General features: G+C 53.6%; 15 protein-coding genes. All 15 read left to right on the plus strand.

What is annotated here, in order from left to right; all coding sequences use genetic code 11:
- Nucleotides 1-184 precede the first annotated feature (184 nt).
- The 15 genes from atpI (at nt 185) to pstB (ending at nt 15025) form a co-directional block, all read left to right on the plus strand.
- Complete coding sequence (gene atpI / locus F8R23_RS21135) at nt 185-568, plus strand: F0F1 ATP synthase subunit I (RefSeq protein ID WP_085120112.1); 384 nt, start codon at nt 185-187, stop codon at nt 566-568.
- Nucleotides 569-588: 20 nt separating this feature from the next.
- The gene (gene atpB / locus F8R23_RS21140) at nt 589-1410 is read left to right on the plus strand and encodes a F0F1 ATP synthase subunit A (RefSeq protein WP_112349480.1); all 822 of its coding nucleotides are present in this window, start codon (nt 589-591) and stop codon (nt 1408-1410) included.
- Nucleotides 1411-1459: 49 nt separating this feature from the next.
- Nucleotides 1460-1699 carry a F0F1 ATP synthase subunit C gene (atpE, locus tag F8R23_RS21145; protein WP_004093904.1) on the plus strand — a complete coding sequence of 80 codons (240 nt, stop codon included), beginning with the start codon at nt 1460-1462 and terminating at the stop codon, nt 1697-1699.
- A 57-nt stretch (nt 1700-1756) separates the two neighbouring features.
- The gene (gene atpF / locus F8R23_RS21150) at nt 1757-2227 is read left to right on the plus strand and encodes a F0F1 ATP synthase subunit B (protein WP_004950476.1); all 471 of its coding nucleotides are present in this window, start codon (nt 1757-1759) and stop codon (nt 2225-2227) included.
- A 14-nt stretch (nt 2228-2241) separates the two neighbouring features.
- On the plus strand, nt 2242-2775 hold the full coding sequence (gene atpH, locus F8R23_RS21155) for a F0F1 ATP synthase subunit delta (protein WP_151415964.1): 534 nt from the start codon (nt 2242-2244) through the stop codon (nt 2773-2775).
- A 12-nt stretch (nt 2776-2787) separates the two neighbouring features.
- Nucleotides 2788-4329 carry a F0F1 ATP synthase subunit alpha gene (atpA, locus tag F8R23_RS21160; protein WP_085120115.1) on the plus strand — a complete coding sequence of 514 codons (1542 nt, stop codon included), beginning with the start codon at nt 2788-2790 and terminating at the stop codon, nt 4327-4329.
- A 58-nt stretch (nt 4330-4387) separates the two neighbouring features.
- Nucleotides 4388-5251 carry a F0F1 ATP synthase subunit gamma gene (gene atpG / locus F8R23_RS21165; RefSeq protein ID WP_085120116.1) on the plus strand — a complete coding sequence of 288 codons (864 nt, stop codon included), beginning with the start codon at nt 4388-4390 and terminating at the stop codon, nt 5249-5251.
- Between the two features lie 32 nt (nt 5252-5283).
- Nucleotides 5284-6666, plus strand: a complete 1383-nt coding sequence (gene atpD / locus F8R23_RS21170) for a F0F1 ATP synthase subunit beta (RefSeq protein ID WP_085120117.1) — start codon at nt 5284-5286, stop codon at nt 6664-6666.
- A 20-nt stretch (nt 6667-6686) separates the two neighbouring features.
- Nucleotides 6687-7106, plus strand: a complete 420-nt coding sequence (locus tag F8R23_RS21175; RefSeq protein ID WP_004950490.1) for a F0F1 ATP synthase subunit epsilon — start codon at nt 6687-6689, stop codon at nt 7104-7106.
- 296 nt (nt 7107-7402) lie between these two features.
- Complete coding sequence (glmU, locus tag F8R23_RS21180; RefSeq protein ID WP_151415965.1) at nt 7403-8773, plus strand: bifunctional UDP-N-acetylglucosamine diphosphorylase/glucosamine-1-phosphate N-acetyltransferase GlmU; 1371 nt, start codon at nt 7403-7405, stop codon at nt 8771-8773.
- 280 nt (nt 8774-9053) lie between these two features.
- Nucleotides 9054-10883 (plus strand): glutamine--fructose-6-phosphate transaminase (isomerizing), encoded by a 1830-nt coding sequence (glmS, locus tag F8R23_RS21185; RefSeq protein ID WP_112349478.1) that lies wholly within the window; start codon nt 9054-9056, stop codon nt 10881-10883.
- Nucleotides 10884-11218: 335 nt separating this feature from the next.
- Nucleotides 11219-12259 carry a phosphate ABC transporter substrate-binding protein PstS gene (gene pstS / locus F8R23_RS21190; RefSeq protein ID WP_112349477.1) on the plus strand — a complete coding sequence of 347 codons (1041 nt, stop codon included), beginning with the start codon at nt 11219-11221 and terminating at the stop codon, nt 12257-12259.
- A gap of 92 nt (nt 12260-12351) precedes the next feature.
- The gene (gene pstC / locus F8R23_RS21195) at nt 12352-13308 is read left to right on the plus strand and encodes a phosphate ABC transporter permease PstC (protein WP_085120121.1); all 957 of its coding nucleotides are present in this window, start codon (nt 12352-12354) and stop codon (nt 13306-13308) included.
- 1 nt (nt 13309) lies between these two features.
- Nucleotides 13310-14200 (plus strand): phosphate ABC transporter permease PstA, encoded by an 891-nt coding sequence (pstA, locus tag F8R23_RS21200; RefSeq protein WP_099064418.1) that lies wholly within the window; start codon nt 13310-13312, stop codon nt 14198-14200.
- 48 nt (nt 14201-14248) lie between these two features.
- Nucleotides 14249-15025, plus strand: a complete 777-nt coding sequence (gene pstB, locus F8R23_RS21205) for a phosphate ABC transporter ATP-binding protein PstB (RefSeq protein WP_012004491.1) — start codon at nt 14249-14251, stop codon at nt 15023-15025.
- Nucleotides 15026-15035: the final 10 nt, after the last annotated feature.

Consider the following 15035-nt stretch of genomic DNA (forward strand, 5'->3'; position numbering starts at 1 on the left):
CTTGTGAAAATAGCCTGAAATGGGAGAATTTAAATAATTGTTCACCTTTTCGCTACTTATCGATTGAATTCGTTGGTATGCCCCGTATAATTTGCTCGTTTTTTGCTGCTTGACTCAGAGCAGTAAAGACCGTTTTATACGTCACTCAGCATACCCCCTCTGGGGTACGGAGAGAACAAACGTCATGTCTGTGTCCCTTTACAGCGGAAAAGTTGCTCGCAAATTGCTGTTTCTGCAGTTAATGACTTTTGTTCTGATCAGCGCTGCTTTCGGTCTGAAAAGCCTGGAATGGAGCGGTTCGGCGCTGGCGGGCGGTCTCGCTGCCTGGTTGCCGAGTACCATGTTTATGCTGTTTGCCTTGCGCCATCAGGCGCAGACGCCGGCACCCGGACGGGTTGCCTGGTCGTTCGCTATCGGCGAGGGATTAAAGGTCTTGATCACCATAGTTTTGTTGATCGTGGCGCTTGGGGTGTTCAAAGCGGCATTTTTACCGCTTGGCCTGACCTATTTAGCGGTGTTAGTGGTGCAGATAGTGGCACCGGCCGTGATTAACAGTTACCGAACTTAACTAAAAGGGTAAGAGGCATCATGTCTGCATCTGGAGAAAATGGGACTGCAAAGGACTATATCAGCCACCATCTGAATAACCTTCAGTTGGATCTGCGTACTTTTCAGTTAGTTGAACCACACTCTGGTAACCCGACATTCTGGACGTTGAACATTGACTCATTGTTCTTCTCTGTCTTGTTGGGAGCTGTTTTCTTGTTTATTTTCAAGAAAGTGGCTAATACAGCGACCAGTGGTGTACCGGGGAAACTTCAAACTGCCGTCGAACTTATCATGGGCTTCGTCGACAGCAGCGTTCGTGATATGTATCACGGTAAGAGCAAGGTGATTGCTCCGCTGGCGCTGACAGTGTTCGTCTGGGTATTCCTGATGAACATGATGGATCTGTTGCCAATCGATCTTCTGCCGTTTATTGGCGAACATGTGTTTGGTTTGCCGGCGCTGCGTGTTGTTCCTACCGCAGACGTAAGTATTACGCTGTCGATGGCGTTAGGCGTATTTATCCTGATTCTGTTCTATAGCATCAAAATGAAAGGCGTTGGTGGGTTCGTTAAAGAGTTAACCATGCAGCCGTTCAACCATCCGTTATTCATTCCAATCAACCTGATTCTTGAAGGTGTCAGCCTGCTGTCCAAGCCTGTTTCACTCGGCCTGCGACTGTTCGGCAACATGTATGCGGGTGAGTTGATCTTCATCCTGATTGCCGGTTTGTTGCCGTGGTGGTCACAGTGGCTTCTTAATGTGCCTTGGGCCATTTTCCACATCCTGATCATTACGCTTCAAGCCTTTATTTTCATGGTTCTGACGATTGTCTATCTGTCGATGGCATCTGAAGAGCACTGATTTTCTTAAAACACTTACACTTTTAAACTGAAACAAACTGGAGACTGTCATGGAAAACCTGAGTATGGATCTGCTGTACATGGCTGCCGCTGTGATGATGGGTTTAGCGGCAATCGGTGCTGCGATCGGTATCGGCATCCTGGGTGGTAAATTCTTGGAAGGCGCTGCACGTCAGCCTGACCTGATTCCTTTGCTGCGTACACAGTTCTTTATCGTTATGGGTCTGGTTGACGCCATCCCGATGATCGCTGTTGGTCTGGGTCTGTACGTGATGTTTGCTGTCGCGTAAGTAGAGAATTTCTCTACACTGAAACCACACTATTAACTTTTAAAGAGGCATTGTGCTGTGAATCTTAACGCAACAATCCTCGGCCAGGCCATCGCGTTCGTTCTGTTTGTCTGGTTCTGCATGAAGTACGTATGGCCGCCGATCATGGCAGCCATCGAGAAGCGTCAGGGAGAAATTGCTGACGGTCTCGCTTCTGCAGAACGTGCCAAAAAAGATTTGGACTTAGCGCAAGCCAATGCGACCGACCAGCTGAAAACTGCTAAAGCAGAAGCTCAGGTGATCATCGAGCAAGCAAACAAACGCAAAGCTCAGATCATGGATGAAGCGAAAGCGGAAGCCGAGCAGGAACGTAACAAAATCGTGGCGCAGGCTCAGGCTGAGATCGAAGCCGAACGTAAGCGCGCTCGTGAAGAGTTGCGTAAGCAAGTCGCGATGCTGGCAATTGCCGGCGCCGAGAAGATCATCGAACGTTCCGTGGATGAAGCTGCTAACAGCGACATCGTAGATAAACTGGTCGCTGAACTGTAAGGAGGGAGGGGCTGATGTCTGAATTTGTAACTGTAGCTCGCCCCTACGCCAAAGCAGCTTTTGACTTTGCCGTTGAGCATCAAAGCTTGGAGCGCTGGCAGGATATGCTGGCGTTTGCTGCTGATGTCACTCGCAATGAACAGATTTCTGAACTGCTGGCTGGTGCTGTCGCGCCGGAGACGCTGTCCAGAACGTTCATCGCGGTATGTGGCGAACAACTCGACGAACATGGCCAGAACTTTATCCGTGTAATGGCCGAAAATGGACGTTTACTGGTTCTTCCTGCGGTGCTGCAGCAGTTCATCGAACTGCGCGCCTTGCTGGAATCCACCGTCGAAGTCGACGTGCTCTCTTCGAGCGCACTGAGCGACAAGCAGCAGGCTAATATTGTCGCTGCGATGGAAAAACGTCTGTCACGCAAAGTTAAGCTGAATTGCAAAATTGACAAGTCTGTACTGGCCGGCGTAATTATCCGTGCTGGCGATATGGTGATTGATGGCAGCGTTCGCGGTCGTCTAGAACGCCTGGCAGACGTCTTGCAGTCTTAAGGGGACTGGAGCATGCAACTGAATTCCACCGAAATCAGCGAACTGATCAAGCAGCGCATTGCTCAGTTCAATGTGGTGAGCGAAGCTCACAATGAAGGTACTATTGTTTCCGTCAGTGACGGGATCATCCGCGTACACGGTCTGGCCGAAGTTATGCAGGGCGAAATGATCGCGCTGCCAGGCAACCGTTATGCAATCGCATTGAACCTGGAGCGCGACTCCGTAGGTGCCGTGGTTATGGGTCCGTACGCGGATCTGGCCGAAGGCATGAAGGTAAAATGTACTGGCCGTATTCTGGAAGTTCCGGTTGGCCGTGGCCTGCTGGGCCGTGTAGTTAACACCCTGGGCGCACCTATCGACGGTAAAGGCCCGGTTGATAACGACGGTTTCTCCCCGGTTGAAGCTATTGCCCCTGGTGTTATCGAGCGTCAGTCCGTAGATCAGCCGGTTCAAACTGGCTACAAATCTGTTGACGCCATGATCCCAATCGGCCGTGGCCAGCGTGAGCTGGTGATCGGTGACCGTCAGACAGGTAAAACTGCACTGGCGATCGATGCGATCATCAACCAACGCGATTCCGGCATCAAATGTGTTTACGTGGCTATCGGCCAGAAAGCGTCCACCATCGCTAACGTGGTGCGCAAACTGGAAGAGCACGGCGCACTGGCAAACACCATCGTTGTGGTTGCTACCGCGTCCGAGTCCGCTGCACTGCAATACCTGGCGCCATATGCCGGTTGTGCGATGGGTGAATACTTCCGTGACCGCGGTGAAGATGCGCTGATTGTTTATGATGACCTGTCCAAACAGGCCGTTGCATACCGTCAGATCTCCCTGCTGCTTCGTCGTCCACCAGGTCGTGAAGCTTACCCAGGCGACGTATTCTACCTCCACTCCCGTTTGCTGGAGCGTGCTGCGCGTGTTAACGCCGACTACGTTGAAGCCTTCACCAAAGGTGAAGTCAAAGGCCAAACCGGTTCACTGACGGCTCTGCCGATCATTGAAACCCAGGCAGGTGACGTTTCCGCGTTCGTTCCGACCAACGTAATCTCGATTACCGATGGTCAGATCTTCCTGGAATCCAACCTGTTTAACTCCGGTATTCGTCCGGCAGTTAACCCGGGTATCTCCGTATCCCGTGTGGGCGGTGCAGCGCAAACCAAGATCATGAAAAAACTGTCCGGTGGTATTCGTACCGCGCTGGCACAGTACCGTGAACTGGCTGCGTTCTCTCAGTTCGCTTCCGATCTGGATGATGCGACCCGCAAACAGCTGAGCCACGGTCAGAAAGTGACCGAGCTGCTGAAACAGAAACAGTATGCGCCGATGTCCGTCGCACAACAGTCTCTGGTGCTGTTTGCCGCAGAACGTGGCTTCCTGAACGACGTTGAAGTCGCGAAAGTCGTGAGCTTCGAAGCCGCGCTGGTTGCTTACGCAGATCGCGAGCATGCCGAGTTGCTGAACCACATCAACCAAACTGGCAATTTCAACGATGAGATCGAGGGCAAGCTGAAAGGCATCCTCGAGACCTTCAAGAAAACCCAGTCCTGGTAACGCTCAGCGGCCTGCAGTTGTAAGACAGCAGGCCGTCTGGCAATGAGGAGAAGCAGACATGGCCGGCGCAAAAGAGATACGTAGTAAGATCGCGAGCGTGCAAAACACGCAAAAGATCACTAAAGCGATGGAAATGGTCGCCGCCTCCAAGATGCGTAAATCGCAGGAACGCATGGCGGCCAGCCGTCCTTATGCAGAGACCATGCGCAAAGTGATTGGTCACCTTGCGTTAGGTAATCTGGAATATAAGCACCCGTACCTGGATGAGCGTGATGTTAAGCGCGTCGGGTATCTGGTGGTGTCTACTGACCGTGGTCTCTGTGGTGGCTTGAACATTAACCTGTTCAAGCGGCTGTTGTCAGAGATGAAAGGCTGGTCCGAAAAAGGTGTCGAAACTGATTTGGCACTGATTGGCTCTAAAGCGGCTTCTTTCTTTGGTTCCGTGGGCGGCAACGTGGTTGCCCAGGTTACCGGCATGGGGGATAACCCTTCCCTGTCGGAGCTGATCGGCCCGGTGAAAGTGATGCTGCAAGCCTACGACGAAGGTCGTTTGGACAAGCTGTACATTGTCAGTAACAAATTTATCAATACGATGTCCCAAGAACCACAGATCGTTCAGCTGCTGCCGTTGCCGCCTGCCGATGACGGTGAGCTGAAGAAAAAATCTTGGGATTACCTGTATGAACCCGATCCAAAAGTGCTGCTTGATACCTTGCTGCGCCGCTATGTGGAATCTCAGGTTTATCAGGGCGTCGTGGAAAACCTGGCCAGCGAGCAGGCCGCACGAATGGTAGCGATGAAAGCCGCAACCGATAACGGCGGTAGCCTGATCAAAGAGCTGCAGTTGGTATACAACAAGGCTCGTCAGGCCAGCATCACTCAGGAACTCACCGAGATCGTTTCGGGAGCCTCCGCGGTTTAAGCTAGGTTTACGAATTACGTAGAGGATTCAAGATGGCTACTGGAAAGATTATCCAGGTAATCGGCGCCGTAGTGGACGTCGAGTTCCCTCAGGATGCCGTACCAAAAGTGTACAACGCTCTTGAGGTAGAAAACGGCACCAATAAGCTGGTGCTGGAAGTTCAGCAACAGTTGGGCGGTGGCGTGGTTCGCTGTATCGCAATGGGGACCTCTGATGGTCTGCGTCGCGGTCTGAAAGTGACTGACCTGGACCACCCGATTGAAGTACCGGTAGGTAAAGCTACCCTGGGCCGTATCATGAACGTATTGGGTGAACCAATCGACATGAAAGGCGATATCGGCGAAGAAGAACGTTGGGCAATTCACCGTCCGGCGCCAAGCTACGAAGATTTGGCCAACTCCCAGGATCTGCTGGAAACCGGTATCAAGGTTATGGACCTGATCTGCCCGTTCGCCAAGGGTGGTAAAGTGGGTCTGTTCGGTGGTGCGGGCGTAGGCAAAACTGTAAACATGATGGAGCTGATCCGTAACATCGCGATCGAGCACTCTGGTTATTCCGTGTTTGCAGGCGTGGGTGAGCGTACTCGTGAGGGTAACGACTTCTACCACGAGATGAACGACTCCAACGTACTGGACAAAGTATCCCTGGTTTACGGCCAGATGAACGAGCCACCGGGTAACCGTCTGCGCGTTGCTCTGACCGGTCTGACCATGGCGGAGAAATTCCGTGACGAAGGCCGTGACGTTCTGCTGTTCGTTGATAACATCTACCGTTACACCCTGGCCGGTACCGAAGTGTCCGCACTTCTGGGCCGTATGCCATCGGCAGTAGGTTATCAGCCAACGCTGGCGGAAGAGATGGGCGTTCTGCAAGAACGTATCACCTCTACCAAGACCGGTTCTATCACTTCCGTACAGGCCGTTTACGTCCCTGCGGATGACTTGACTGACCCGTCACCAGCCACCACCTTTGCTCACTTGGATGCAACTGTGGTACTGAGCCGTAATATCGCTTCTCTGGGTATCTACCCGGCCGTTGACCCGCTGGATTCCACCAGCCGTCAGTTGGATCCGCTGGTGGTTGGCCAGGAGCACTACGATGTAGCGCGTGGCGTGCAGTCCATTCTGCAACGTTATCAGGAACTGAAAGATATTATCGCAATCCTGGGTATGGACGAGCTGTCTGAAGAAGACAAACTGGTCGTATCCCGTGCGCGTAAAATCCAACGCTTCCTGTCTCAGCCGTTCTTCGTGGCAGAAGTCTTCACCGGTTCTCCGGGCAAGTTCGTATCGCTGAAAGACACCATTCGTGGTTTCAAAGGCATTATGGACGGCGACTATGACCACCTGCCTGAACAAGCGTTCTACATGGTTGGCACCATTGAAGAAGCAGTGGAAAAAGCCAAGAAACTGTAACGTCTTGAGAGGAGGGTGATATGGCTATGACTTACCATCTGGATGTAGTCAGCGCGGAAAAACACATGTTTTCCGGCCTGGTGCAAAAGATCCAGGTGACAGGTAGCGAAGGCGAACTGGGGATTTTCCCTGGCCATGCGCCGCTGCTGACTGCCATCAAGCCTGGCATGGTGCGTATTGTTAAACAACACGGTGAAGAAGAGTTCATCTACCTGTCCGGCGGTATCCTTGAGGTACAACCGAGCGTGGTCACCGTGCTGGCTGACACTGCTATCCGTGGAACGGACCTCGACGAAGCGAGAGCGCTGGAAGCTAAGCGTAAAGCTGAAGAGCATATCAGCAGCTCTCATGGCGATGTCGACTATGCTCAGGCATCTGCAGAACTGGCGAAAGCGATCGCGAAACTGCGCGTTATCGAGCTCACCAGAAGATCGATGTAATATTTTGGCGCGTGTATAACGCAACCAAAATTAAGAAAGCGGCCTATTGGGTCGCTTTTTTTTTGCTTTAAAATAAGCGTTTCAGTCCGGCGAGTATGGTGATGTATAACCCCCCGTTGGGGCTGAAAATGTCTCCGATCGCCGACAGTTCTGCCCACTGCCGGGTTATGTGAGTGTTAATTGCTGTGTGCCTAGTGCCCCATGGCCTACACTGGGTTCGTGCAGAGAAATATGTAGTAATATCGTCACTAAAGGGTTCTACTTTCGTCTATCAAAATGGAGTTATCAGGTTGCTTATGTCGAACAGCGCAATGAGTGTGGTGATCCTCGCCGCGGGCAAGGGAACACGCATGTATTCCGATCTTCCCAAGGTATTACATCCGTTGGCCGGCAAGCCGATGGTGCAGCACGTCATTGATGCCGCGATGAAACTGGGCGCGAAAAACGTCCATCTGGTGTATGGCCATGGCGGCGATCTGCTGAAAAACACCCTGACCGACGGCGCACTCAACTGGGTGCTGCAGGCCGAGCAATTGGGTACCGGCCATGCCATGCAGCAGGCGGCACCGCATTTTGCCGATGATGAAGACGTGCTGATGCTGTACGGCGACGTCCCGCTGATTTCTGTCGATACTTTGCAGCGTCTGATGGCCGCGAAGCCACAGGGCGGCATTGGCCTGCTGACGGTGAAGCTGGCTGACCCGAGCGGCTACGGGCGTATCGTGCGTGAGAACGACCAGGTGGTGGGCATTGTTGAGCACAAGGATGCTAGCGAAATCCAGCGCCAGATTAATGAAATCAACACCGGTATCCTGGTGGCTAACGGGCGCGATCTGAAGCGCTGGTTGGGAATGCTGAACAACGACAATGCACAGGGTGAGTTTTACATCACCGATATCATTGCGCTGGCCCATGCCGACGGCAAGAAAATTGAAGCCGTGCATCCGTCACGCCTGAGCGAAGTGGAAGGTGTGAATAACCGCCTGCAACTGTCGCGGCTTGAGCGCATCTACCAGGCAGAACAGTCTGAAAAATTGCTGTTGGCTGGCGTTATGCTGCTGGATCCGGCGCGTTTTGACCTGCGCGGGGAACTTGTCCACGGTCGCGACATCTCTATTGATGCCAACGTGATTATTGAAGGCACAGTTAAGCTGGGGGATCGAGTGAAAATCGGTGCCGGCTGCGTGCTGAAAAACTGTGTGATCGGTGATGACTGCGAAATCAGTCCGTACAGCGTGCTGGAAGATGCCGTGCTGGCAGCGGAATGCACCGTGGGTCCTTTTGCCCGCTTGCGTCCGGGTGCTGAACTGGCAGTGGGTGCCCATGTGGGCAACTTCGTCGAAATGAAAAAGGCGCGTTTGGGTAAAGGGTCCAAAGCGGGTCATCTAAGCTACCTGGGTGATGCCGAGATTGGCGACGATGTGAATATCGGTGCCGGTACCATCACCTGTAACTATGATGGCGCCAACAAGCATAAAACCATCATCGGCGATGGTGTGTTTGTCGGTTCCGACACCCAGCTGGTGGCACCTGTGTCCGTCGGCAAAGGCTCTACCATCGCCGCCGGTACTACTGTGACCCGTGATATCGGCGAAGACGAACTGGTGCTGAGCCGCGTCAAGCAGGTGCACATTCAGGGTTGGCAGCGCCCGGTCAAGAAGAAGTAACTAGTGTGTTTTTCGTTGGGTTCTGCTTACGAGCCCAATACAAAACATAAAAGTCCTCAATAGATTTTGAGCTGCTGCTAGGCGGTAAGAGAGTGAATTCCCAGGAGCTTAGTTCACTAAGTGACTGGGATGAGCACTCGCAGCCAACAACGCAGCAGCTCGAAAGATGAAGAGGATAATCCCCATTCTCTACAGGCTCGGGGACGCACGGTAAAAACCGGCAAAATCAGGTCAAGACATCGAAAGCGCCCCGAAAGGCGTTTAATTAGGAATACAACTGATGTGTGGAATTGTAGGCGCAGTAGCGCAACGTGATATTGCAGAGATTCTGTTGGAAGGGCTACGCCGCCTTGAATACCGTGGCTACGACTCAGCCGGTTTGGCGGTGGTGGATGCCGAAGGTAACGTCAGCCGTTTACGTCGCGTGGGCAAAGTTAACAAACTGGCCGAAGCCGCTGAACAACATGAATTGCATGGGGGCACCGGTATTGCTCACACCCGCTGGGCAACGCACGGTGAACCTACCGAAGCTAACGCGCACCCGCATGTTTCTGATTACATTACGGTGGTGCATAACGGCATCATCGAAAACCACGAACCGCTGCGTGAACTGCTGATTGAACGCGGTTATCACTTCAGCTCTGAAACCGACACCGAGGTGATTGCTCATCTGGTGCATTGGGAACAGCGCCAGGGCGGTACCTTGCTGGAGGTGGTTCAACGGGTGATCCCTCAGTTGCGTGGCGCATACGGCACCGTGGTGATGGACAGCCGCGACCCTAGCGTGCTGGTGGCTGCGCGCTCTGGCAGCCCGCTGGTTATCGGCCGTGGCGTGGGCGAAAACTTCCTGGCTTCCGATCAACTGGCGCTGTTGCCGGTAACCCGTCGCTTTATCTTCCTGGAAGAAGGTGACGTGGTGGAGATGACTCGCCGCACCGTCAACATTTTCGATAAGCAGGGCAACGCCGTTGAGCGTCCTGAAATTGAATCCCAGGTGCAGTACGACGCCGGTGACAAAGGCGCCTACCGTCACTACATGCAAAAAGAGATCTACGAACAGCCACTGGCGCTGAAGAACACCCTGGAAGGGCGTTTCAGCCAGGGCAAAATCAACCTGAGCGAGCTGGGCCCGCGTGCCGACGAACTGTTGGCGAAGGTGCAGCACGTGCAAATCATTGCCTGTGGGACCTCTTACCACTCCGGCATGGTTGCCCGCTATTGGTTCGAATCGCTGGCCGGCGTGCCTTGCGACGTGGAGATCGCGTCAGAATTCCGTTATCGCAAATCTGCCGTACGTCCGGGCAGCCTGATCATTACCTTGTCGCAATCCGGTGAAACCGCCGATACCTTGGCGGCACTGCGCCTGTCGAAGGAACTGGGTTATCTCGGTTCGTTGGCGGTGTGTAACGTGGCCGGTTCTTCACTGGTGCGTGAATCCGATCTGGCGCTGATGACCAAGGCCGGTACCGAAATCGGTGTGGCTTCCACCAAAGCTTTTACCACCCAGCTTGCGGTGCTGTTGATGCTGGTGGCGCGTTTGGGCCGACTGAAAGGTATGGCGGAAAGCGTTGAGCATGAAATCGTGCACGGCCTGCAGGCGTTGCCGGCGCGTATCGAACAGATGCTATCGCTGGATAAAAGCATTGAAGCGCTGGCGGAAGGCTTCTCCGACAAGCATCACGCACTGTTCCTTGGCCGTGGCGATCAGTACCCGATCGCGATGGAAGGGGCGCTGAAGCTGAAAGAGATCTCCTACATTCACGCTGAGGCCTATGCGGCCGGTGAACTGAAGCATGGCCCGCTGGCGTTGATCGATGCCGATATGCCGGTGATTGTGGTGGCGCCGAATAACGAACTGTTGGAAAAGCTGAAGTCCAACATTGAAGAAGTGCGCGCACGCGGTGGTCAGTTGTACGTGTTCGCCGATCAGGATGCCGGCTTTGTCAGCAGCGAAGGCATGACCATCATCCCGTTACCGCACGTTGAAGAAATCGTGGCCCCGATCTTCTACACCGTGCCGTTGCAGCTACTGTCTTACCACGTGGCGCTGATCAAAGGCACCGACGTTGACCAGCCGCGTAACCTGGCGAAGTCTGTCACGGTAGAGTAACTCGCTTCTGTTAGCCTCTAAAAGCCGGCCGCTGTGCCGGCTTTTTTCATGGCTGTAGCAAATATGACAATGGTGCGACAACAGGGATAAAAGTTGTCATATTCAAGCGGATAGGTGAGATGAGAAGGTTTTTTTATTGATTAATTACTGAGTGTTTTTATCTTTAACTGGCTGATTTTAAATACATACTCATCACAGCGCTCGCACTGTAATATAACTGTCATATTTCGTACATTTTACTGTCACCAAACTGTCCTATTTTCCCTCCTGCAGCAATACTTACTCTGATGAAAACGACTTGAAGTCGATTTTTGAATATCCCATTAGGAGGGATTATGAAACTGATGCGTACCACCGTCGCCAGTATTGTGGCAGCGACTTTCTCCCTGACCGCCGTGTCCGCGTTCGCTGCTGCTAGCCTGACCGGTGCAGGTGCGACATTCCCCGCTCCGGTTTATGCCAAGTGGGCAGATTCTTATCAGAAAGAAACCGGCAACAAAGTTAACTATCAGGGCATCGGCTCTTCTGGTGGCGTGAAGCAAATCATCGCCAATACCGTTGACTTTGGGGCTTCTGATGCACCTTTGACTGACGAAAAACTGGCAGCTGATGGCCTGTTCCAGTTCCCTACCGTGATCGGTGGTGTGGTACTGGCAGTTAACATCCCGGGCATCAAATCCGGCGAACTGACCCTGGACGGCAAAACCCTGGGCGACATCTACCTGGGTAACGTGAAAAAATGGAATGATCCGGCGATCACCAAGCTGAACCCAGGCGTTAAATTGCCGGATCAGAACATTGCCGTTGTGCGTCGTGCTGATGGTTCAGGCACCTCGTTCGTGTTCACCAGCTACCTGTCTAAAGCCAACGCACAGTGGAAAGAGAAAATCGGCGCAGGCTCTACCGTTAACTGGCCAACCGGTCTGGGCGGCAAGGGTAACGACGGCATCGCGGCCTTCGTACAGCGTCTGCCAGGTTCTATCGGCTACGTTGAATATGCTTACGCCAAGCAGAATAACCTGGCTTACACCAAGCTGATTTCTGCCGATGGCAAAGCGGTTAGCCCAACCGAAGAGAGCTTCAGCGCGGCGGCTAAAGGCGTGGACTGGAGCAAAACCTTCGCACAGGACCTGACTGACCAGAAAGGCGACAACGCCTGGCCAATCACTTCCACCACCTTCATCCTGGTGCACAAAGAGCAGAAAAACCCGGTTCAGGGCACCGAAGTGCTGAAGTTCTTTGACTGGGCGTACAAAACGGGCGCCAAGCAGGCTAATGACCTGGATTATGCCACTCTGCCGAACGAAGTGATCGAGCAGGTGCGTGCAGCATGGAAAACCAACGTAAAAGACAGTTCCGGTAAAGCGCTGTACTAACAACGCAGGGGCGCGTGATCCAACGCGCCCCACTCAGTTTTTCAGGGTCTGACCTATGTTGGGCCTGCCAGGGTTAAAACAGAGAGTGATCTATGGCTGAGTACAAGCCGACCATTAAAGCACCGAGTAAAAATGGTGACGTCATCTTCAGCGCGCTGGTTAAACTGGCAGCGCTGATTACCCTATTGTTGCTGGGCGGCATTATTGTTTCACTGATCTTCGCCTCCTGGCCGAGCATCCAGAAATTCGGTTTCTCCTTCCTGTGGACCAAAGAGTGGGACGCGCCTGCCGAGCAGTTCGGTGCGCTGGTGCCTATCTACGGCACCGTGGTCACCTCGTTGATTGCACTGATTATCGCCGTGCCCGTCAGCTTTGGTATTGCGCTATTCCTGACCGAGCTGGCGCCAAACTGGCTGCGACGCCCACTGGGCATCGCTATTGAATTGCTGGCGGCGATCCCGAGCATCGTTTACGGCATGTGGGGCCTGTTCGTGTTCGCCCCGCTGTTTGCCGAATATTTCCAGACTCCGGTTGGCGATGTGCTGTCCGGCATTCCGATTGTCGGTGAGCTGTTCTCTGGCCCGGCGTTCGGTATTGGTATTCTGGCTGCCGGGGTGATCCTGGCGATTATGATTATTCCTTACATCGCTGCCGTAATGCGCGACGTGTTCGAACAGACCCCGGTGATGATGAAAGAGTCGGCCTACGGCATCGGCTGCACCACCTGGGAAGTGATCTGGCGTATCGTGCTGCCGTTTACCAAGAATGGCGTGATCGGCGGTGTGATGCTGGGGTTGGGCCGTGCGCTGGGGGAAACCATGGCGGTGACCTTCATCATCGGTAACACCTACCAGCTCGACAGCGTCTCACTGTATATGCCGGGCAACAGTATCACCTCTGCGCTGGCCAACGAATTCGCCGAAGCGGAATCTGGGGTACACACCGCAGCGTTGATGGAACTGGGGCTGATTCTGTTTGTTATCACCTTTATCGTCCTGGCGCTGTCGAAGTTGATGGTCATGCGTCTGGCCAAGAAGGAGGGACGCTAACGTGGCGACTATGGAAATGCAAAACAACCTGGCGCTGTTGGAAAGCCGTCGCAAAATGCAGGCCTGGCGTCGTCAGAAAAACCGACTGGCGCTGTTCATGTCGATGGCGACCATGGTGTTTGGCTTGTTCTGGCTGGTGTGGATCTTGTTCTCCACGGTGACCAAAGGCATCGACGGAATGTCGCTGGCGTTGTTCACCGAAATGACACCACCACCGAACACTGCCGGCGGCGGGCTGGCTAACGCTATCGCCGGTAGCGGGTTATTGATCATGTGGGCGACGATATTCGGCACGCCGCTGGGCATCATGGCCGGCATTTACCTGGCGGAATACGGCCGTAAATCCTGGCTGGCGGAAATCATCCGTTTTATTAACGACATTCTGTTATCGGCACCGTCGATCGTCGTGGGCCTGTTTGTGTACACCATTGTGGTGGCGAAGATGCAGCACTTCTCCGGCTGGGCTGGGATCATTGCACTGGCGTTGTTGCAGGTGCCGATCGTGATCCGTACCACCGAAAACATGCTGAAACTGGTGCCGGATACGCTGCGTGAGGCGGCTTACGCGCTGGGTACGCCGAAATGGCGCATGATTTCTGCCATCACGTTGAAGGCCTCGGTTTCCGGCATTATCACCGGCGTGCTGCTGGCGATTGCACGTATCGCCGGGGAAACCGCACCGCTGCTGTTTACCTCGCTGTCGAATCAGTTCTGGAGCACCGACCTGATGCAGCCGATCGCCAACCTGCCGGTGACCATTTTCAAATTCGCCATGAGCCCGTTCGCCGAATGGCAAGAACTGGCCTGGGCCGGGGTGCTGTTGATTACCCTGTGTGTACTGGTACTGAATATCTTGGCGCGTGTAGTTTTCGCCAAGCAAAAGCATTCATAAAATTTTGAGCGCGGCCCTGGCGGCGCTGATGAAAAGAGAGAAGTCTTGATGAGTATGGTTAACGACGCTTCCAGCAGCAAAATTCAGGTACGCGATCTGAACTTCTACTATGGCAAATTCCATGCGCTGAAAAACATCACGCTGGATATCGCCAAGAACAAGGTCACCGCGTTTATCGGTCCATCCGGCTGCGGCAAATCAACCCTGCTGCGCACCTTCAACAAGATGTATCAGCTATACCCCGAGCAGCGTGCCGAAGGCGGCATTCTGCTGGATGGGCAGAATATTCTGACCGATAACTCGGATATCGCCCTGTTGCGTGCCAAGGTTGGCATGGTGTTCCAGAAGCCGACGCCGTTCCCGATGTCGATTTACGACAACATCGCTTTCGGTGTGCGTCTGTTTGAAAAGCTGTCGCGTGCCGATATGGATGAGCGGGTGCAGTGGGCTCTGACCAAGGCAGCGCTGTGGAACGAAACCAAGGACAAGCTGCACCAGAGCGGTTACAGCCTGTCCGGCGGCCAGCAGCAGCGCCTGTGTATCGCCCGCGGCATCGCCATTCGTCCGGACGTATTATTATTGGATGAACCCTGCTCGGCGCTGGATCCTATTTCCACCGGTAAAATTGAAGAGCTGATCAGCGAGCTGAAGTCTGACTACACCGTGGTGATCGTAACTCACAACATGCAGCAGGCGGCGCGTTGCTCGGACTCCACGGCATTTATGTATCTGGGCGAACTGATCGAGTTCAGTGATACTGATACCCTGTTCACCGCGCCACAGAAAAAACAGACAGAAGACTACATCACTGGCCGTTATGGTTGATAGGATGCAT

The organism is Serratia proteamaculans (assembly GCF_008830365.1).
Lineage (GTDB): Bacteria > Pseudomonadota > Gammaproteobacteria > Enterobacterales > Enterobacteriaceae > Serratia > Serratia proteamaculans.